Raw genomic sequence first — 19,225 nt, forward strand, 5'->3', positions numbered from 1 at the left:
GCGCGGTGCACCCTTTTTCCAACGGGAATTCAGATAGCCGGCTATCGATAATGTAACTTTTGCGGCTTCCGCCCCATCCTACCCCTAGCTCCCGCGTTCGCGGGGTCTCGCTGTCTGATGGATCTGGAACGCCCATGCTCGAACTCGCTGCTGCCTTTATTTGCTTCACCTCGCTGCTCACGTACCTCAACTTCCGCTTCGTCGGCCTGCCGCCCACCATCGGCGTCATGGTCATCGCGCTGATCTTCTCGGTCGGCCTGCAGAGCCTGTCCTGGCTGGGCTTTCCCGGCCTCGAGCACCGCATCGGCGAGTTGCTTGGGCAGATCGACTTCAACGACCTGCTGATGAACTGGATGCTCGGCTTCCTGCTGTTCGCCGGTGCCCTGCACGTCAATCTCAAGGACCTGCGCGATTACAAGTGGGCCATCGGCGGCCTGGCCACCCTGGGCGTGGTGATCTCGACGGTGCTGATCGGCTATTTCAGCTACTGGATCTTCGGCTGGCTGGGCTGGCACATCGATTTGCTCTACTGCCTGATCTTCGGTGCCCTGATCTCCCCCACCGACCCCATCGCTGTACTCGGCATCCTGCGCTCGGCCGGCGCGCCCAAGTCGCTGGAAACCACCATCGTCGGCGAAGCGCTGTTCAACGATGGCGTGGCCGTGGTGGTCTATTCCGTGCTGCTGGGGGTGATCCAGCTGGGCGAAACGCCCACCATCAACGCCGCGCTCTGGCTGTTTCTCGAAGAAGCCGGCGGCGGCATCCTCTTTGGCCTGGTGATCGGCTTCATCTGCTACTGGCTGATGCTGAGCATCGAGCAGCACCAGATCGAGGTGATGCTGTCCCTGGCGCTGGTGATCGGCGGCTCGACCCTGGCCAGCCACCTGCACGTCTCCGGGCCCATTGCCATGGTGGTGGCAGGCCTGATCATCGGCAACCTGGGTCGCACCAAGGCCATGAACGATTTCACCCGGCGCTACCTGGACGGTTTCTGGGAATTGATCGACGAGATCCTCAACGCCCTGCTGTTCGCCCTGATCGGCATGGAGCTGCTGGTGCTGCCCTTCAGCTGGACCCACCTGGGCGCGGCGTTGCTGGTGACCCTGGCGATTCTCTTCGCCCGCTGGATCAGCGTGGCACCGGTGGTACTGCTGAGTCCGCACTGGCGCAACATGACCCGAGGTACCGCTCGCATCCTTACCTGGGGCGCCCTGCGCGGCGGTGTCTCCGTGGCCCTGGCTCTAAGCCTGCCAGCCGGTCCGGAACGGGATCTGATCCTGGCGCTGACCTATATCGTAGTACTGGTCTCCATCCTCGGCCAGGGTCTGACCATTGGCCGGGTGGTCAAGAGCGTAACCGGTGCCGCACCGGTCGCGCGCGACGAGCCTCACTGAGCCCAGGAAACGAAAAACCCCGCCGTGGCGGGGTTTTTTAAGCAACAGCAGAACGGTCAACGCGGCAGGTTGCGCCCGGAAAATATCTCGCGCATCTCGTGCTTGAGACGCTGGGTGATCTGCTGGCGCTGTTCGGCCGAGAGGCTACGGGAGGCATCGCCGAACAGGTAGTTGTCCAGTTCGAACTCCTTGAGCAGCATCTTGGTGTGGAACAGGTTGTCCTGGTACACGTTCACGTCGACCATCTGATAGGCCGCGCGGGTATCCTCGGAGAGGTAGTTCTGAATCGAATTGATCTCGTGGTCGATGAAGTGCTTGCGCCCTTCGATATCGCGAGTGAAGCCACGCACCCGGTAGTCCACGGTGACGATGTCCGAGTCGAACTGGTGGATCAGGTAGTTCAGGGCCTTGAGCGGGGAGATCACGCCACAGGTGGAGACGTCGATGTCGACGCGGAAGGTGGCGATGCCGTCATCCGGATGAATCTCCGGATAGGTATGCACCGTGATGTGACTCTTGTCCAGGTGGCCCAGGATGGTCTCGCGCAGCGGGCCGGGCGACTCCTCGATCTGGCTCTCGGTCGGCTCGACCGGTTGCTCGGAAATCAGGATGGTCACGCTGGCACCCTGGGGATCGTAGTCCTGGCGGGCGATGTTGAGGATGTTGGCCCCGATGATGTCGACCACGTCGGTCAGTATCTGGGTCAGACGCTCGGCGTCGTATTCCTCGTCGATGTACTGGACATAGGCCTGTTGATCTTCCGACGTCTCGGCATAGCAGATGTCGTAGATGTTGAAGCTCAAGGTCTTGGTCAGGTTGTTGAAACCATGAAGCCTGAGTTTGCTTTTCACGGTGGTAAAGCTCCCGTCGTGCGGTCTCTGACCGCGGTCCTGAATGCCCGTCAGTTGCGGATTGCGCAAGCTGCGTAGGGCGGCGAACACCTCTTCGCGATGGCGATTGGCTGTACTTGTCGGGGCATGCCCCTTAAGAGCGGCGCATTATGCAGATCGGCAGCGGCTGGGGCCAGAGTCTGCCGGGCTCAGGTGATGAATTGATGTCGGCGAGAAGAGGATGACGCGGGTAGCGACGCCTGAACGGGCGTCGCGGGCGAGGGATTCAGGCGAGTTCGACGAGTTCGTAGCTGTGGCTGATCTCGACGCCTGCACGGCCAAGCATGATGGACGCCGAGCAGTATTTTTCCGCCGACAGCTCGATGGCGCGCTTGACCTGGGCTTCCTTGAGACCGCGCCCCTTGACCACGAACTTCAAGTGGATGCGGGTGAACACCTTGGGCTCGGTATCGGCGCGCTCGGCCTCGAGGAACGCCTCGCAGCTCTCCACCGGCTGCCGCGCCTTGCGCAGGATGCTGACCACGTCGTAGCTGGCGCAGCCGCCCAGACCGATCAGCACGGTCTCCATCGGCCGTACGCCCAGGTTGCGACCGCCGCTTTCCGGCGGGCCATCCATGACCACTACATGGCCACTGCCAGACTCGCCGAGGAACATGGCCTCGCCCGTCCACTGAATGCGCGCTTTCATCGCTTTCGTCCTACTTATATATGCAAATGGTGATCAGCTTAACATGCTGAATGGCGTAAACTGGGTACCAGTGTAGGGTTATTCAGCTCGCATTTAAGCTGCGCGTGTTCTTATCCGGTCTTTGAATTGGAACCGGCGCAGCCTGTGCATGCACCGGTTCGGACATCGGTGCCCCCGACTCAGGTTAGCTTTCAACCTCAGGAATCAGCATGGCCGCTATCATCCCTCCCGCGAAGTTACAGCACATCGACAAGCTGCTAGCGCATTGCTCGCGTCGTCGCTATACGGCAAAAACCACCATCATCTACGCTGGCGACAACAGCGAGAGCCTGTTCTTCATCCTCAAGGGATCGGTCACCATCCTCATCGAGGACGATGAAGGCCGCGAAATGATCATTGCCTATCTCAACGCCGGGGACTTCTTTGGCGAGATGGGTCTGTTTTCCAAGGAAGGTAGCGAACCCGAGCGCAGTGCCTGGGTACGCGCCCGTACCGAGTGCGAAGTCGCCGAGATCAGCTATGGCCAGTTCCGCGAACTGAGCCAGCATGATCCGGACATGCTCTTTTCCCTGGGCCGCCAGATGGCCGAGCGGCTGCGCCAGACCACCCGCAAGGTCGGCGACCTGGCCTTCCTCGACGTCACCGGTCGCGTAGCCCGCACCCTGCTCGACCTGTGCAAGCAGCCCGACGCCATGACCCACCCGGATGGCATGCAGATCAAGATCACCCGCCAGGAAATCGGCCGTATCGTCGGCTGCTCCCGCGAGATGGTCGGTCGCGTGCTGAAGTCCCTCGAAGAACAGGGTCTGGTCCACGTCAAGGGCAAGACCATGGTGGTGTTCGGCACCCGCTGAACCCTCGCGGCGCGCCTCCGCCAGCCGGCGGGGGCAGACGCTCCCGCCGGCCCCGGCATCAGACCTGGACCTGCTTTTCCACCTTCTCCACCCGCACCGTGGCTTTCTCGCCAACGGTCTTCTCGCCGTTACCCTTGGCCTTGGGCTCACCCACGACGAAGTGGAATTCTTCACCGTGCTTGACCGCGCCATAGAGCACCGCCTTCTCGATCAGCTCGGTACCGCGCAGATGCCGCAGCATCAGCGGATCGCAGCGCAGATCGCGGTAGAGCGCCAGGCACAGCAGCGCCATGACCACCACGAAGGGTAGCGAGACCACGATGGTCAGATTCTGCAGGCCGTTCAGAGCCGCACCCGGATTGCCCGGGTCGCCGATGGCCAACATGATCGCCGCCACCGCGCCGGTGAGGGCGCCCCAGAAGATCACCGTACGCTGAGAGGGCTCGGTGGTACCGCGCTCGGACAGGGTACCCATCACCAGGGAAGCGGCATCGGCGCCAGAAACGAAGAATATCGCCACCAGCACCATCACCAGCACCGAGGTCACCGAGGCCCAGGGATAGCTGGACAGCAGATCATAGAGGGCGAAGTTGCTGTTCACCGCGCCATCGACCAGAGTAAAGGCGCCCAGACGCATGGCGTCGATCGCGGCGCCGCCAAAGATGACGAACCAGACCACGCTGACCAGGCTCGGCACCAGCAGCACGCCGGTGACGAACTGGCGAATGGTGCGGCCACGACTGATACGGGCGATGAACATGCCGACGAAGGGCGTCCAGGAAATCCACCAGGCCCAGTAGAACACCGTCCAGCTGGACAGCCAGTTGCCCATGGCTTCGCCGCCGCTGGCACTGGTGCGGGCCATCATCTCCGGCAGCAGGTCGATATAGTCGCCGATGGCAGTAGGCAGCAGGTTGAGCATCAGCAGACTCGGGCCGACGATGAAGACGAACAGCGCCAGGGCCACCGCCAGCACCATGTTGGTGTTGGACAGCCACTGGATGCCCTTCTCGACACCGGACACGGCGGAGATGACGAAGGCGACCGTCAACACGGTGATGATGCTGATGTAGAGCAGCTTGCCCGGTTGCTCGATCCAGCCGTTGTGTTCAAGGCCACCGGCGATCTGCAGGGCGCCCAGGCCAAGGGAGGCAGCCGAGCCGAACAGGGTGGCGAATATCGCCATCATGTCGATGACGCGGCCGAGGGGGCCATTGGCGTACTCGCCGATCAGCGGACGAAAGGCCACCGAGATCAGCTGGCAGCGCCCGCGGCGATAGGTGCCATAGGCGATGGCCAGACCGACGACGGCGTAGATCGCCCAGGGATGCAGCGTCCAGTGGAACAGCGTGGTGGCCATGGCCACCTGCAGGGCAGCACTGCTCTGCCCTGCAGCGCCGCCGGGCGGCGGATTGAGGTAGTGCGAAAGCGGCTCGGCGACGCCAAAGAACATCAGACCGATGCCCATGCCAGCGCTGAACATCATCGCCACCCATGACAGGGTACGGAATTCCGGCTGCTCATCGTCGCGTCCCAGAGGAATCCGGCCATAGCGACTGGCAGCCAGCCAGATCACGAACACCACGAAGCCGGTGGAGGTGAGCACGAACAGCCAGCCGAAGTGGGTGATCACCCAGCCTTGGGCGGTCGAGGCGCTGAGCGCCAGACTGGCCTGACTGACGAATCCCCAGATCACGAACGCCAGCGCAGCGATGCTGGTGACGCCGAAGACCACCCAGTCGGTAGTGCCGGCGAGGCGGCGGTCGCGTCGCGACTCCTCAGTCCGGGAAGGGTCGGTGACGCTGATATCAAGTGTTTCGCTTTTTTCTTCCGTTGCCATGGTTCTTGCTTGCCCTGGTTATGGATGGCCTGATGCGGCGAAGCGGTGGCACGTCCAGCGACAGCCAGCCGACTCCCCGACTCGCCACGGTTCAGCGAGTTGGAGCCCATTAACCCGGTTTACCAGCGCGGAAACAAAGCCCCTCGTCGGCAGCGGATACACGGAGGTCGTTCCCGCCGTTTGGGGTAGGCGCGAGTCGACCTGGGTCACCTTGCGAGATAAAAAAAGGCCTCGGAGGTAGCCACCGAGGCCTTGTGCAAGCACCTGAACAGTTAGGCGTCCATGAGTGGGAAGCGCCGTTCCGGGAAGAACAGCCGCTGCAGCTCCTGGCCTGGCTCGTCGGCGCGCATGAAGGCTTCGCCCACCAGGAAGGCGCGCACTTCGTTGATCTCCATCAGCTCCACATCGGCGCGATTGAGAATGCCGCTCTCGGTGATCACCAGGCGATCCTGAGGAATGCTCGGCAACAGGTCCAGAGTGGTCTCGAGGCTGACCTCGAAGGTGTGCAGGTTGCGGTTGTTGACGCCCACCAGCGGGGTATCCAGCACCTTGAGCGCACGCTCCAGCTCGGCACCGTCGTGGACCTCGACCAGCACGTCCAGGCCGACATCCTTGGCCGTGGCGGCCAGCTCACCCATCAGGCCATCGTCCAGCGCGGCGACGATCAGGAGGATGCAGTCGGCACCGATGGCTCGAGCCTCCACCACCTGGAAGGGATCGACCAGGAAGTCCTTGCGGATCACCGGTAGCTCGCAGGCGGCGCGCGCCTCCTGCAGATAGGCATTGCCGCCCTGGAAGAAGTCAACGTCGGTCAGCACGCTCAGGCAGGTGGCCCCGCCCAGGGCGTAGCTGTGGGCGATCTCGGCTGGCACGAAGTGCTCACGGATCACGCCCTTGCTTGGCGAAGCCTTCTTCACCTCGGCGATGATCGCCGCTTCCTTGCGCGCCACCTGGGCCTGCAGGGCACGGGCGAAGCCGCGCGGTGCATCGGCGGCCCGGGCCTGGGCCTCGAGTTCGGCCAGGGTGATACGGGACTTGAGCTGGGCGATTTCCTCGGCCTTGCGGGCCAGAATCTTCTGCAACACGGTTGGCACACTCACAGTCGACCCTCCTCTCGATAGACGGATGTGAAATGGGCGAGCTCATCCAGCTTTTCCCGGGCCAGGCCGCTGTAGAGCGCGTCGTGAGCCAAGAGTACCCCTTCATGCAGGCTGTGGGCGAGATCCGCGGCGTAGAGCGCCGCGCCGGCGTTGAGCACGATCATGTCGGCGGCCTTTTGCCCTGCTTCGGTCTTGCGTCGACCGAGGGCATCGCGGATCAGCGCCAGGGAGGCCGCGGGGCTGTCCACGGTCAGGCCGACCAGGGTCTGGCTCTTGATGCCCAGGTCCTCCGGCAGCACCTGGTATTCGCTGATGCTGCCGTCCTTGAGTTCGGCCACCTGGGTCGCGGCGGCCAGGCTGAATTCGTCCAGGCCATCGCGGGAATGCACCACCAGCACATGCTGGCTTCCCAGCCGCTGCAGCACCTCGGCCAGGGGCCGGCACAGCGCGGCACTGAACACCCCGACCACCTGGTGACGGACACCGGCCGGATTGGTCAGGGGGCCAAGCATGTTGAACAGGGTGCGCAACCCCAGCGAACGGCGCGGGCCGGCGGCATGGCGCATGGCACTGTGGTGCGACTGGGCGAACATGAAGCCGACGCCCACCTGCTCGACGCAGCGGGCAATCTGCGCAGGCGTCAGCTCCAGGTAGATGCCGGCCGCCTCCAGCAGGTCGGCGCTGCCGCTCTTGCCGGAGACCGCACGATTACCGTGCTTGGCCACCTTGCCGCCTGCCGCCGCCACCACGAACACCGAGGCCGAGGAGACGTTGAAGATATTGGCGCCGTCGCCGCCGGTGCCTACCACGTCGACCACGTGGTCGAGGCTCGGCAGCGCCACCGGGGTGACCAGTTCGCGCATCACGCTGACCGCGCCGCAGATCTCGTCGATGGTCTCGCTCTTGATGCGCATGCCCATGAGGAAGGCACCGATCTGCGCTTCGTCGGCGCCACCGGTCATGATCTGGCGCATCACCGCCTGCATCTCGGCCACGTTGAGGTCGAGTTGCCCGCTGATGCGATCCAGGGCTTGCTTGATGTCCATCTAGCGGCGCCCTCCCTGCTGTTGGAGAAAGTTGGCCAGCAGATCGTGCCCATGCTCGGTGAGGATCGACTCGGGGTGGAACTGCACTCCTTCGATCATGAATTCGCGGTGCCGCAGCCCCATGATCTCGTCCAGGCTGCCGTCCGGGTGCTGGGTCCAGGCGGTGATCTCCAGGCAGTCCGGCAGGGTCTCGCGCTTGACCACCAGCGAGTGATAGCGGGTCACGGTGAAGGGGTTGGGCAGGCCAGCGAAGACGCCTTCGCCATTGTGATGGACCGGGCTGGTCTTGCCGTGCATCGGCTCGCGCGCCCGCACGACTTCACCGCCAAAGGCCTGGCCCAGGCTCTGGTGGCCCAGGCAGACGCCCAGGACCGGCAGCTTGCCGGCGAAGCGCTCCAGGGTAGCCAGGGAGATACCCGCCTCGTTGGGCGTGCAGGGGCCGGGGGAGACGACGATGCGCTCCGGAGCCAGTTCCTCGATCGCCTCGACCGGCATCTCGTCGTTACGTACCACCTTGACCTCGGCACCCAGCTCGCCCAGGTACTGCACCAGGTTGTAGGTGAAGGAATCGTAGTTATCCAGCATCAGCAACATGGCAGGCTCCTCAGACGGACTGTTCGGCAAGGGTGACGGCGCGGAACATGGCGCGACGCTTATTGAGGGTCTCTTCCCACTCCAGCGCCGGTACCGAGTCGGCGACGATCCCCGCACCGGCCTGCACGTGCAGCTCGCCGTCCTTGATCACTGCAGTGCGGATGGCGATGGCGGTGTCCATGTTGCCGTTCCAGGCCAGATAGCCCACAGCGCCGCCATAGATGCCGCGCTTGACCGGCTCCAGTTCGTCGATGATCTCCATGGCGCGGATCTTTGGTGCCCCGGACAGGGTCCCGGCCGGCAGGATGGCGCGCAGGGCGTCCATGGCGCTCAGCTCGGGCTTGAGCCGGCCGGTGACGTTGCTGACGATGTGCATCACGTTTGAATAGCGCTCGATGACCATCTTCTCGGTGAGGCTCACGCTGCCGGTGGCGGATACCCGGCCCACGTCGTTGCGGCCCAGGTCGATCAGCATCAGGTGCTCGGCCAGCTCCTTGGCATCGGCCAGCAGATCGCGCTCCAGCGCCAGGTCGGCCTCCTCAGTGGCCCCCCGCGGGCGGGTACCGGCGATGGGACGCACGGTGATCTCGCCGTCCTCCACCCGCACCAGCACCTCGGGCGAACTGCCGACCACGTGGAAGTCACCGAAGTTGAAGAAATACATGTAGGGCGTGGGATTGAAGCAGCGCAGCGCCCGGTAGAGGTCGATGGGCGCCGCCTGGAAGGCGATGGACATGCGCTGCGACGGCACGACCTGCATGCAATCGCCGGCCAGAATGTAGTCCTTGATACGCTGCACCGCGCCTTCGAAGTCCTCACGGCTGAAGCTGGATCTGAAAGTCGGCTCCGGACCGACCGGGGCGGAGAGATCCAGGCCACGGCGCGGGACGATGGGTTGCCGCAGCCGTTCGAGGATGTCGGCCAGACGCACCTGGGCAGCATCGAAGGCCTCGGCTTCCTCCGGATCGGCCAGCACGATGGCGTGGATCTTGCCAGCCAGGTTGTCGAACACCACCACGGCGTCGGACACCATCAGCAGGATGTCAGGCGTGCCCAGGGGGTCGGGATTGGGGCAGGCCGCCAGCCGGTGCTCCACATAACGCACACTGTCGTAGCCGAAGTAGCCCACCAGGCCACCGTTGAAGCGCGGCAAGCCCTCCAGGGTCGGTACGTGGTACCGCGCCTTGAAGGCTTCGACGAAGGCCAGGGGATCGTCGCAGTGCTCGATCACCTCAATCTCCTGGCCAGCATCGCTGACCACCACCCGATGGCCATGGACACGCAGCACGCGACTGCAAGGCAGACCGATGATGGAGTAACGCCCCCATTTCTCACCGCCCTGCACCGATTCCAGCAGATAGGAATTGGGACCGTCGGCCAGTTTCAAATAGATGGACAGAGGGGTGTCGAAGTCGGCCAGGGTTTCGAAGGCCAGGGGAATGCGGTTATAGCCTTGAGCGGCCAGGCGCAGAAAATCGTCGCGGGTCATGATCAGCCTCGTGGCGAGGAAAACGAAAGGTCAAGTGCACAGCGCGCCGGTCTGATACCGGCCAGGACAAAGTCAGGCGCGCCAGCGCCAACGGGCCAGGGCCTTGATGACTTTCATCCATGCTCGCGAGGAGCCTGTGCGGGTGACCACCACGATGCGATCTCTTGCTCTTGAGGCGGGGATTGAAGGGCCACGTTAGCCTAGCCGGCGCGGCATGGCAACCGGCCGGCCATGTCGGCGTGCTAGATGAACAGCTCGCGCAGATCGTCGACGACCAGATCCGGCGCCTCGTTGGCGATGGGCTCGCCGTGGTTGTAGCCGTAGCTCAGGGCCACGCAGCGTACCCCGGCGGCGCGGGCGGCACGGATATCGTTGCGTGAGTCGCCGATGAACAGGGCGCGATCGGCGGCCACCCCCGCCTGCTCCATCACCCAGAGCAAGCCGGCCGGATCAGGTTTCTGCTGTGGCAGGGTATCGCCACCGACGATCCAGTCGAAATCGCCCAGGCCCATGTCAGCCAGCAGCGGCGCGACGAAGCGCTCCGGCTTGTTGGTGATCACCGCCAGGCGCACGCCCAGGGTACGCAGCAGCGCCAGACTGTCCAGCACGCCCGGATAGACGCGGGTCAGGGCATGGCTGCCGCCATAGAGCTCCATGAACAGTGCCAGGGCGCCATCGGCAGCGGCATCGTCCACGGCGCCGTGCTCCATGCCATCGGCCAGGGCGCGGCGCACCAGCACCCGGGCGCCATTGCCGATCCACAGGCGCACCTTGTCCAGACCCGCCGGCGCACGGCCCAGGCGTTCGAGCATGGCGTCCACTGCCACGGCCAGATCGGGCGCGGAATCCAGCAGCGTGCCGTCGAGGTCGAACATCACCAGCGCGGGCGGATGCCCGCCGCCGAGCTGCACCAGGGCGCTCATACCGACTGGGCCTTGGCCAGCTCGGCGCGCATCGCCTGGATCACCGCGGCGTAGTCCGACTGGCCGAAGATGGCCGAGCCGGCAACGAAGGTGTCGGCACCTGCGCGGGCGATCTCGCCGATGTTCTTGACGTTGACGCCGCCATCGATTTCCAGGCGGATCGGCCGGCCCGAGGCGTCGATCAGGGCACGCGCCTCGCGAAGCTTGTCCAGGGTGCCAGGAATGAATTTCTGGCCGCCAAAGCCGGGGTTGACGCTCATCAGCAGCACCATGTCGACCTTGTCCATTACGTACTTGAGCACGTCCAGCGAAGTGGCCGGATTGAATACCAGGCCGGCCCGGCAGCCGCCATCCCTGATCAGTTGCAGCGAGCGGTCGATGTGCTCGGAGGCCTCGGGATGGAAGGTGATGTCGGTGGCGCCGGCCTCGATGAAGTCGCCGATGATGCGATCCACCGGCTTGACCATCAGGTGCACGTCGATGGGCGCGGTCACCCCGTAGTTGCGCAACGCCTTGCAGACCATGGGGCCGATGGTGAGGTTGGGCACATAGTGATTGTCCATCACGTCGAAATGGACCATGTCGGCACCGGCGGCGAGGACCTTGTCGACTTCCTCGCCCAGGCGGGCGAAATCGGCGGACAGGATCGAGGGGGCGATGGCGAAGGGTTGCATGGGATAGCCTCGGCGAAGGTTAAGTGGCGGCATTGTAACGGAGATCCGTCTGGCGCTAAGGCGTTCCCGCTGCCCCGACCAGGCGAACGGCGGTAGGCTCGTCAGGGTCAACCGTCTCCTTTGAGGATTCCGCCCGATGTCGTTGCCTGCCCCGCTGCCGCTCTGCCTCCTACTGCTACTTGGCTTGACCACGCCGGTCCTGGCTGAAGAGGCGTCCACGCCAGCGCCCCAGGCGCCGACCGAACGCCTGGCGCCAGCGTTGACGCGCAGCCAGGAGCAGCAACAGGCACTCATGCGGCAGCTGCCCACCGAGCAGCAGAAGACCCTGCAGGCCGGCGATGAGTCCTTTCTCGCCTTGCTGTTGCCCAGCGCCCGCGCCAAGACCGCCGGGACGGTGGTGCTAGTACCGGGCGATGGCGAATCGGCCGACTGGCCCAATGTGATAGCCCCGGTGCGTCAGGAGCTGCCTACTTACGGGTGGCAGACCATCAGCCTCACCCTGCCCGATCCCTATGACCCCGTGGTGGCGATCGAACGGGACACGGCTCCCGTGGACACCGACGCCCAGGCCAACAGCGAACAGAAGGCACCGCCGGTCACCGGCGGCAGTGGCACGGCGCCGGCCGCTCCAACGCAGGCCGAGGCGGGCAGCGGCGAGCCAGCTCAGGCAGCGGTCACGCCCGCCGATCCCGAAGCCGCGGCCAACGCCCAGGCCGCCCGGGTGCTGGCACGCATCGCCGCTGGCATCGACCTGGCGCTGCAACAGGGCGCCAATCCCATTGTGCTGGCCGGTCACGGGACCGGCGCCTACTGGGCGGCGCGCTACCTGGCGGAAAAGGAGCCAGCCGAGGTCAAGCAACTGGTACTCATCGATGCCCGCGCGCCGCAGGGCATGCCGCCGCGACTGGACGCCACCATGGGCAAGACCGACCTGCAGATCGCCGATCTGGTGCACGCCCCCGGCCAGCCCGCACAGCAGCGCAAGGAGCGCGCGGCGCAAAAGGCCAACAAGGGCTATCGGCAGATCGAATTGCCGGTCATCCCGGGCGACCGGGCCGCAGAGCAGGAGCAGACCGTTCGCCGCCTGCGCGCCTGGCTGGAGCGCCTGCCGTCGGCCCCTAGCGAAAGCCCCGCCGCTTCTTGATCACCTGGTAGGCCGCGTGCAACTCGGCGGTACGCTGGGCAGCGGCATAGACCGCCGACTGGCCCGCTCCGGCACCGGCCTTCTTGTCGGGATGGTGACGCGAGAGCAATCGGCGATAGGCCTGCTTGACCGTGGCCGCGTCGGCATCGTCGGTGACGCCGAGCAATTGCAGGGCCTTGCGGTATTTCTCTTCGTTGCTGGGCTGCCGCGGCGCCGCCTGCACGGGCGGCTGCAGGGCCAGCACCTGGGCTTCGGCCAGCCCCATGGCCTGCCCCCAGCCCAGGATTTCATCGCGATCACCGGGGCGTACGCTGCCGCTGATCCAGACCATGCGCCAGCAGGCGCGCAGAATCAGCTCACTGCGCTCGCTGAGTCGGTGCAGGTCTGCCGCTGACGGCAGGGCGCCACCCTTGCCCTGCTCGAAGGCGGCGATGGCTTTCTTGCGGTCGTCCGCCCCCAGCCCCAGCCGTTCGATCTCGCCTTCGGCCTGGCGGATATGGGCGGTGAGTACCCGGCCACCACGCTTGGCCAGGCGCCCGAGCATCTGGAATTGCGCCTGGTGCTCGAAGCGGCCGGGACGTCCTTGCCAGCGCGCCTTCCAGCCTGCCAGGGAGGTCAGCCCCAGCTGGCGCTCGCCGGCATGGGCAAGCAGTGCCACCAGCAGGGCGCCGGGAATACTGGCCACCGCCCAGCCGGCCAGGAAGCCCAGCAGCGTCAGCGGCCAGAACCAGAGCTTCAAGAAGCCGTCCCGAACAGTTGCTCAGCCTCGGCCAGGCGCTCCAGGGTGCCTACGTCCACCCAGCGTCCCGCCAACCGCTGGCCCGAGACCTGCCCAGCGACAATGGCCGGTCGCAGCACATCGACCAGTTTGAAGGCTCCTACCGTGCAGTCGGAGAAGAGCTGCGGGTGCAGCACGGCGATGCCGCTGTAGGTGAGCTTTTCCAAGGCCTCCAGGGTGATCCGCCCATCCACCAGGCCGAAATCGCCGCTGGGGTGATGAACGGGATTGTCGACCAGCACCAGGTGCGCCAGGCAGCCGGCGGGCAGTGCCAGGGCCGCGAAGTCGACATCGGTGCGGATGTCGCCATTGATCAGCATGAAGGGTTCACTACCCAGCAATGGCAGCGCCCGAAAGATACCGCCCCCGGTCTCCAGCGGCTCACCTTCGGCGGAAAAGCGAATGGAGACACCCAAGCGACTGCCGTCGCCCAGGACGGCTTCCAGCTGGTCGCCCAGCCAGGCGTGGTTGATCACCAAGTCGGTGATACCAGCGGCGGCCAACGCCTGGATATGGTGCTCGATGAGCGGACGACCGTTCACTTCGATCAGTGGCTTGGGGCGCGTCAGCGTCAGCGGACGCATCCGTTCGCCCTTGCCCGCCGCCAGGATCATGGCCTTCATGGATGGGCTCGCTCGGCGTGCAACTCGTCCAGCAGGGCGCCCAGGTCGGCGAGCTCGGGCCGGCGAGCCACCACGGTGCGGATATAGGCCAGAAAGCGAGGCGTGTCGGCGACGTAGCGTGGCTTGCCATCGCGGTGCCAGATGCGGGCGAAGATACCCATCACCTTGAGATGGCGCTGCACTCCCATCAGGTCCGAGGCCCGCTGGAAGTCGGCGAAGTCGGCCTGCACCGGTATCCCGGCAGCCCGTGCCTGCTCCCAATAACCCAGCAGCCAGCGCTGGACGAACGGCTCCGGCCAGCTCAGGAATGCGTCCTTGAACAGACTGGTGATGTCATAGGTGACCGGCCCCATGACGGCGTCCTGGAAGTCCAGTACGCCCGGATTGGGCGTGCTGAGCATCAGGTTGCGCGGCATGAAGTCCCGATGGACCAGCACCTGGGGCTGCGCCAAGGCACTGTCGATCAGCAGCCGGCAGACGGCCTGCCAGCGTTCGAGTTGAGAGGCACTCAAGGTCAGGTCCAGTTCACGCCCGACATACCACTCCGGAAACAGCCCCAGCTCGCGGGCGAGCAGAGCCTCATCGTAGAGCGGCAGGCTGCCGTTCGTCGGCTGCTTGCGCTGGAAAGCCAGAAGCGCGTCGATGGCCGCCTGGAAATACTCGTCGGCATTCGTCGCATTGATCACCTCCAGGTAGGTAAGCTGGCCGAGGTCGCTCAGCAGCAGGAAGCCCCGTTCCAGATCCTGGGCCAGGATGCGCGGTACATGGACCCCGGCGGCGTCCAGCAGGCCCGCCACCTGGACGAACGGACGGCAGTCCTCCTGCGGCGGCGGCGCATCCATCACGATCAGGCTGCGCCCTTCGGCCGCCCAGCGGAAATAACGGCGAAAGCTGGCATCGCTGCTGGCCGCGGTCAGGGTGCCCACGGGCACCTCGCCCCAGGCCTGCGCCCGGAAAATTTCCGGTAAAACGGTAGTCAGCCAGTCTTCTATCTGGTTCAAGCGAACATCTTCAGTCATTTGCAGCGGATCCCCCGGCCCTAGCCGATGCGCAGGTCATGTTTTATTATCCGCTATCTTTTTGAGCCCATCGAGAGGCCGCGGCCCCTTAATGGCCGGCGTGCAGGACGACTTTAAGGATGGCCGTGAAAACCCCCGCGTTTCGCAGAAAATTTCCCCTCTTGGTAACCGGCAGCCTGCTCGCCATGCAGCCGGTCACCGCCCTCATCGCCGCGCCCGCCGAGCAGTTCAGCTGCAGCGCCGGGGCCGGCGGTGGCTGGTCGTGCAACACCCAGGCGCCGACGGCGGCCATTCCGCCCCGCCCCAGCCAGGGTGAGACCCAGGGCGTCGCGGCGCAGCCCGCCGCGCGCAAGGGCGACGATGCCGTCCTGGTGACCGAGAGCAAGGGTCGCGCCCTCAAGTCCCGCAGCGCCGACTACAGCCACCTGGACTGGGTCCCGCGCGATCAGCTGACCCCGGCCCAATTGGCCGAGACCGGCCCCTACTGCAGCGGCGCCTATGTCGAGCCGCAGCGTCCGGGCATGTACGACGACACCCCGACTGCCAAGGCTCCGACCTACGTCTCCGCCAAGACCTCGCGCTACGAGCAGGAGCAGCAGGTCGCCACCCTCGCCGGTGACGTGGTCTTGCGCCAGGGCGGCATGCAGGTGGAGTCCCAGGAGGCCAACCTGCACCAGCTGGAAAATCGCGGCGAGCTCAAGGGCAACGTCAAATTCCGCGACAACGGCCTGCTGATGGTCGGCGACAAGGCCGACATGCAGCTGGACAACGGCCAGGTCCAGGTCGACAACGCCGAATTCGTCATGCACCAGAGCCGTGCCCGCGGCAGCGCGCTCTACGCCAAGCGCGGCGACGACGCCATCATCCGCCTCAAGGATGGCACCTACACCACCTGCGAACCGGGCAGCAACGCCTGGCAGGTCAAGGGCAATACCGTCACCCTGAACCCCGCTACCGGCCTGGGTTATGCGACCAATGCCACCCTGCGGGTCAAGGACATTCCGGTCCTCTACACGCCGTTCATCTATTTCCCGATCGACGACCGCCGGCAGTCCGGTTTCCTGGCGCCCTCGATCAGTACGTCCAGCGACACCGGCTTCGCGATTACCACGCCCTACTACTTCAACCTGGCGCCCAACTACGACGCCACCCTCTATCCGCGCTACATGGCCAAGCACGGCCTGCAGACCGAGGGTGACTTCCGCTATCTGACCCGCAGCAGTGAAGGCGAAGTCTACGGCTCCTACCTCAAGGACACCGATCCGGAACACGAGGGCGAACCGGAAGCCACCGACAGCCGCTGGCTGTACGGCTGGAAGAATCGCAGCGGCCTGGATTCGCGCCTGATGGCCGAGGTGGACTACACCCGCATCAGCGATCCCTACTACTTCCAAGACCTAGACACCGATCTCGGCATCAACAAGCCGACCTACGTGAACCAGCAGGGTCGTCTGACCTACCGTGGCGATACCTTCGTCGCAGGCCTCAATGCTCAGGCCTACCAGCTGGCCACCGTCTCCGACGTGACGCCCTACAACCGCCTGCCGCAGTTGACCCTGAGCGGTGCCCTGCCCTACAACCCGGGCGGTTTGGACTTCACCTACGACACCGAGGCGGTACGCTTCACCCGCAGCTTCGACGACAACACCTACTTCGACCTGGATGACAATGGCAACCGCACCAACGTGCGCAACCGCCCTGACGTCAATCTCTTCGGCCTGACCCGTGCCGAAGGCAATCGCTACCATGTCGAGCCGGGTATCGCGCGGCCCATGACCGCCTCCTGGGGCTTCCTGACGCCCTCGCTGCGCTATGCCTACACCCGCTATGACCTGGATCTGGACAGCACCGGCCAAAACGATCTGGCTTCGCCACTGGTGGGCAGCAGCCGTCGTGCGTCAGCTGGCTCCAGCGTGACCAGCTTCAACGACAGCCCCACCCGTTCGGTCCCCATCTTCAGCCTCGATGGCGGCCTGTACTTCGATCGCACCTCGAATCTGTTCGGCGAAGGTGGCAAGCAGACCTTCGAACCCCGCGCCAAGTACCTCTATGTACCCAATCGCGACCAGGACGACCTGCCGGTGTTCGATACCGGTGAATACACTTTCAGCTATAGCTCGCTGTGGCGCGACAACCGCTTCACTGGTCGCGACCGCATCGGCGATGCCAACCAGCTGGCTCTGGGTGCGACCAGCCGCTTCATCGAGCCCAATGGCTTCGAGCGGGCCAACGTAAGCTTTGGCCAGCTGTTCTACTTCCGTGATCGTGAAGTGCAGCTGCCTGGCCTGACCAAGGACGACCTGGCCTACGCCCGCAGCCTCGGGCAGAACATCGACAATCCCCAGGCCACCACCTCGCGCTCGCCCTATGCCCTGGCCGGCATGTATCGCTTCAACCGCGACTGGCGCGTGAACGGTGAATTCAACTGGGATCCGGCCCTGCACCAGACCGACTCCGGCAGCGTGATGTTCCACTATCAGCCGGAAGCCGAGCCGGGCAAGATCCTCAACGTCGGCTATCGCTATCGTGACAATGTCCGGGTGTTCGATCCGAACTTCGGCCGCTTCACCTACAACAGCGACGACTACAAGGTCGACCAGCACGACATCTCCTTCATCTGGCCGATCGTGCCCCAGTGGTCCGCCATTGCCCGTTGGCAGTTCGACTACAACAAGAGCCGTACCCTGGAAGCCTTCGGTGGCTTCGAGTACGACAACTGCTGCTGGAAGCTGCGCCTGATCAGCCGCTACTGGCTCAAGAGCGAAGACGACGTCTTCTACACCGCCCAGAGCTCCGAAGCCGATCGCGGGATCTTCCTGCAGATCGTGCTCAAGGGACTCGGCAACGTCTTCGGCGGCAAGACCGAAGGCTTCCTGGACAGAGGCATTCAAGGCTATCGTGAACGTGAAGACCAAGCTATGTAACGCCCTGCGCCCGCTCGCCCTGGGCGCGGCGCTCGCCCTCACCCCTCTGGCTCAGGCTGCCGTGGTACCGCTGGACAAGGTTGTGGCCATCGTCGACAACGACGTGGTCATGCAGAGCCAGCTCGATCAGCGACTCAATGAGGTCAAGCAGAACATCACCCGCCGCGGCGCCGCGGCGCCGCCGGAAAGCGAGCTGCGTCAGCAGGTGCTAGAGCGCCTGATCCTGGAAGACATCCAGATGCAGCTGGCTGGACGCATGGGCGTGAAGATCTCCGACGAGGAGCTCAACCAGGCCGTGGCCACCATCGCTCAGCGCAATGGCCTGAGCGTGGCTGAATTCCGTCAGGCCCTGGCTCGCGACGGTCTCTCCTACGACGCCGCCCGCGAGCAGGTCCGTCGCGAGATGATGATCAGTCGGGTACGCCAGCGCCAGGTTGGCCAGCGGGTACAGGTTACCCAGCAGGAAGTGCAGAACTTCCTCGCGTCCGACCTCGGCAAGCTGCAGCTGTCCGAAGAGTATCGCCTGGCCAATATCCTGATCCCGGCAGCCGACAACGCCGGCACTGCCGGTCTCGATGCCGCCGCACGCCAGGCCCAGGACACCTACAACCAGCTACGCCAGGGCGCCGACTTCAACCAGCTGGCCATCGCCCGCTCGGCCGGCGACAACGCCCTCGATGGCGGCGAGATCGGCTGGCGCAAAGCCGCCCAGCTGCCCCCGCCCTTCGATCGCCTGATCGGTAGCGTCGGTGTCGGCGGTATCACCCAGCCCGTGCGGGTCCCCGGCGGCTTCGTGATCCTCAAGGTGGAAGAGAAGCGCGGTGGCGAGGCGAGCATCGTCGATGAGGTGCATGTGCGCCACATCCTGCTCAAGCCCAATGCCGTGCGCAGCGATGCCGAGACCCAGCGACTGGCCGCACGCCTGCGCGAGCGCATCCAGAACGGCGAAAGCTTCGCCACCCTGGCCAAGAGCTTCTCGGAAGATCCGGGCTCGGCGCTCAATGGCGGCGACCTGGGCTGGATCAACCCGGAATCCCTGGTACCGGAATTCCGCGAGGTCATGAACAGCGCCCCGGTCAACCAGCTGTCGCAACCCTTCCACACGCCGTTCGGCTGGCACATCCTGGAAGTCCTGGGGCGTCGGGCCACCGATAACACCCAGCAGGCGCGCGAACAGCAGGCCCTGAACCTCCTGCGCAGTCGCAAGTACGACCAGGAGCTGCAGACCTGGTTGCGCCAGATCCGCGACGAAGCCTACGTCGAGATCAAGCAGTAACCCCAAGG

17 protein-coding genes are annotated in these 19,225 nt (G+C 64.9%); 5 read left to right on the top strand and 12 right to left on the bottom strand.

Features of this window, described 5'->3' with window-relative positions; genetic code table 11:
- Positions 1-134 precede the first annotated feature (134 nt).
- Positions 135-1,394 carry a cation:proton antiporter gene (locus ACUCV0_RS10185; protein ID WP_482212602.1) on the top strand — a complete coding sequence of 420 codons (1,260 nt, stop codon included), beginning with the start codon at positions 135-137 and terminating at the stop codon, positions 1,392-1,394.
- Between the two features lie 56 nt (positions 1,395-1,450).
- On the opposite strand, the gene speD is transcribed toward ACUCV0_RS10185, so the two are convergent.
- Both speD and ACUCV0_RS10195 read right to left on the bottom strand, forming a co-directional pair.
- Positions 1,451-2,245 carry an adenosylmethionine decarboxylase gene (speD, locus tag ACUCV0_RS10190; protein WP_482212603.1) on the bottom strand — a complete coding sequence of 265 codons (795 nt, stop codon included), beginning with the start codon at positions 2,243-2,245 and terminating at the stop codon, positions 1,451-1,453.
- Positions 2,246-2,510: 265 nt separating this feature from the next.
- Positions 2,511-2,933, bottom strand: coding sequence for an OsmC family protein (locus tag ACUCV0_RS10195; protein WP_271653717.1), 423 nt, complete (start codon positions 2,931-2,933; stop codon positions 2,511-2,513).
- Positions 2,934-3,142: 209 nt separating this feature from the next.
- Here ACUCV0_RS10195 and crp point away from each other — a divergent pair, with 209 nt between their 5' ends.
- Complete coding sequence (gene crp, locus ACUCV0_RS10200; protein WP_017640369.1) at positions 3,143-3,787, top strand: cAMP-activated global transcriptional regulator CRP; 645 nt, start codon at positions 3,143-3,145, stop codon at positions 3,785-3,787.
- A gap of 58 nt (positions 3,788-3,845) precedes the next feature.
- On the opposite strand, the gene ACUCV0_RS10205 is transcribed toward crp, so the two are convergent.
- From ACUCV0_RS10205 to rpe, 7 genes are all read right to left on the bottom strand, one after another.
- Complete coding sequence (locus tag ACUCV0_RS10205; RefSeq protein ID WP_482212604.1) at positions 3,846-5,627, bottom strand: BCCT family transporter; 1,782 nt, start codon at positions 5,625-5,627, stop codon at positions 3,846-3,848.
- A gap of 272 nt (positions 5,628-5,899) precedes the next feature.
- Positions 5,900-6,727 carry an indole-3-glycerol phosphate synthase TrpC gene (gene trpC / locus ACUCV0_RS10210; RefSeq protein ID WP_482212605.1) on the bottom strand — a complete coding sequence of 276 codons (828 nt, stop codon included), beginning with the start codon at positions 6,725-6,727 and terminating at the stop codon, positions 5,900-5,902.
- Positions 6,724-7,773, bottom strand: coding sequence for an anthranilate phosphoribosyltransferase (gene trpD, locus ACUCV0_RS10215; protein ID WP_059313320.1), 1,050 nt, complete (start codon positions 7,771-7,773; stop codon positions 6,724-6,726). Before trpD ends, trpC begins: the two co-directional genes overlap by 4 nt.
- Positions 7,774-8,367, bottom strand: a complete 594-nt coding sequence (locus tag ACUCV0_RS10220) for an anthranilate synthase component II (RefSeq protein WP_482212606.1) — start codon at positions 8,365-8,367, stop codon at positions 7,774-7,776. It lies immediately after the preceding gene.
- Positions 8,368-8,377: 10 nt separating this feature from the next.
- Positions 8,378-9,856, bottom strand: a complete 1,479-nt coding sequence (gene trpE / locus ACUCV0_RS10225; RefSeq protein ID WP_482212607.1) for an anthranilate synthase component I — start codon at positions 9,854-9,856, stop codon at positions 8,378-8,380.
- A gap of 242 nt (positions 9,857-10,098) precedes the next feature.
- Positions 10,099-10,779 carry a phosphoglycolate phosphatase gene (locus ACUCV0_RS10230; protein ID WP_482212608.1) on the bottom strand — a complete coding sequence of 227 codons (681 nt, stop codon included), beginning with the start codon at positions 10,777-10,779 and terminating at the stop codon, positions 10,099-10,101.
- The gene (rpe, locus tag ACUCV0_RS10235; protein WP_482212609.1) at positions 10,776-11,453 is read right to left on the bottom strand and encodes a ribulose-phosphate 3-epimerase; all 678 of its coding nucleotides are present in this window, start codon (positions 11,451-11,453) and stop codon (positions 10,776-10,778) included. Before rpe ends, ACUCV0_RS10230 begins: the two co-directional genes overlap by 4 nt.
- A gap of 136 nt (positions 11,454-11,589) precedes the next feature.
- On the opposite strand from rpe, the gene ACUCV0_RS10240 reads away from it, so the two are divergent.
- Positions 11,590-12,597, top strand: coding sequence for a DUF3530 family protein (locus tag ACUCV0_RS10240; RefSeq protein WP_482212610.1), 1,008 nt, complete (start codon positions 11,590-11,592; stop codon positions 12,595-12,597).
- Here the strand turns inward: ACUCV0_RS10240 and ACUCV0_RS10245 are convergent.
- From ACUCV0_RS10245 to ACUCV0_RS10255, 3 genes are read right to left on the bottom strand one after another with little or no spacing between them, the layout of a single operon-like run.
- A complete protein-coding gene (locus ACUCV0_RS10245; protein ID WP_482212611.1) occupies positions 12,572-13,336 on the bottom strand; it encodes a DnaJ domain-containing protein in 765 nt (254 codons plus the stop codon). The two genes, ACUCV0_RS10240 and ACUCV0_RS10245, sit on opposite strands and share 26 nt — an antisense overlap.
- Positions 13,333-13,998, bottom strand: a complete 666-nt coding sequence (gene murU / locus ACUCV0_RS10250) for an N-acetylmuramate alpha-1-phosphate uridylyltransferase MurU (RefSeq protein WP_482212612.1) — start codon at positions 13,996-13,998, stop codon at positions 13,333-13,335. The genes ACUCV0_RS10245 and murU overlap by 4 nt, the downstream gene beginning before the upstream one ends.
- Positions 13,995-15,017, bottom strand: coding sequence for an aminoglycoside phosphotransferase family protein (locus ACUCV0_RS10255; protein WP_482212613.1), 1,023 nt, complete (start codon positions 15,015-15,017; stop codon positions 13,995-13,997). The genes murU and ACUCV0_RS10255 overlap by 4 nt, the downstream gene beginning before the upstream one ends.
- Before the next feature lie 119 nt (positions 15,018-15,136).
- On the opposite strand from ACUCV0_RS10255, the gene ACUCV0_RS10260 reads away from it, so the two are divergent.
- Both ACUCV0_RS10260 and ACUCV0_RS10265 read left to right on the top strand, forming a co-directional pair.
- The gene (locus ACUCV0_RS10260; protein WP_313648045.1) at positions 15,137-17,941 is read left to right on the top strand and encodes an LPS assembly protein LptD; all 2,805 of its coding nucleotides are present in this window, start codon (positions 15,137-15,139) and stop codon (positions 17,939-17,941) included.
- Positions 17,922-19,217, top strand: a complete 1,296-nt coding sequence (locus ACUCV0_RS10265; protein WP_059313312.1) for a peptidylprolyl isomerase — start codon at positions 17,922-17,924, stop codon at positions 19,215-19,217. Before ACUCV0_RS10260 ends, ACUCV0_RS10265 begins: the two co-directional genes overlap by 20 nt.
- The last annotated feature ends 8 nt before the right edge of the window (positions 19,218-19,225 follow it).

This window comes from Pseudomonas sp. VMV1, from assembly GCF_056790235.1.

What these genes read in the sequence shown, in the direction of transcription:
- ACUCV0_RS10185 (WP_482212602.1), top strand. Translation starts at nt 135, where the DNA reads ATGCTCGAACTCGCTGCTGCCTTTATTTGCTTCACCTCGCTGCTCACG.
- ACUCV0_RS10195 (WP_271653717.1), bottom strand. Translation starts at nt 2,933, where the DNA reads ATGAAAGCGCGCATTCAGTGGACGGGCGAGGCCATGTTCCTCGGCGAG.
- crp (WP_017640369.1), top strand. Translation starts at nt 3,143, where the DNA reads ATGGCCGCTATCATCCCTCCCGCGAAGTTACAGCACATCGACAAGCTG.
- ACUCV0_RS10205 (WP_482212604.1), bottom strand. Translation starts at nt 5,627, where the DNA reads ATGGCAACGGAAGAAAAAAGCGAAACACTTGATATCAGCGTCACCGAC.
- trpD (WP_059313320.1), bottom strand. Translation starts at nt 7,773, where the DNA reads ATGGACATCAAGCAAGCCCTGGATCGCATCAGCGGGCAACTCGACCTC.
- ACUCV0_RS10220 (WP_482212606.1), bottom strand. Translation starts at nt 8,367, where the DNA reads ATGTTGCTGATGCTGGATAACTACGATTCCTTCACCTACAACCTGGTG.
- trpE (WP_482212607.1), bottom strand. Translation starts at nt 9,856, where the DNA reads ATGACCCGCGACGATTTTCTGCGCCTGGCCGCTCAAGGCTATAACCGC.
- ACUCV0_RS10230 (WP_482212608.1), bottom strand. Translation starts at nt 10,779, where the DNA reads ATGAGCGCCCTGGTGCAGCTCGGCGGCGGGCATCCGCCCGCGCTGGTG.
- rpe (WP_482212609.1), bottom strand. Translation starts at nt 11,453, where the DNA reads ATGCAACCCTTCGCCATCGCCCCCTCGATCCTGTCCGCCGATTTCGCC.
- ACUCV0_RS10240 (WP_482212610.1), top strand. Translation starts at nt 11,590, where the DNA reads ATGTCGTTGCCTGCCCCGCTGCCGCTCTGCCTCCTACTGCTACTTGGC.
- murU (WP_482212612.1), bottom strand. Translation starts at nt 13,998, where the DNA reads ATGAAGGCCATGATCCTGGCGGCGGGCAAGGGCGAACGGATGCGTCCG.
- ACUCV0_RS10255 (WP_482212613.1), bottom strand. Translation starts at nt 15,017, where the DNA reads ATGACTGAAGATGTTCGCTTGAACCAGATAGAAGACTGGCTGACTACC.
- ACUCV0_RS10260 (WP_313648045.1), top strand. Translation starts at nt 15,137, where the DNA reads ATGGCCGTGAAAACCCCCGCGTTTCGCAGAAAATTTCCCCTCTTGGTA.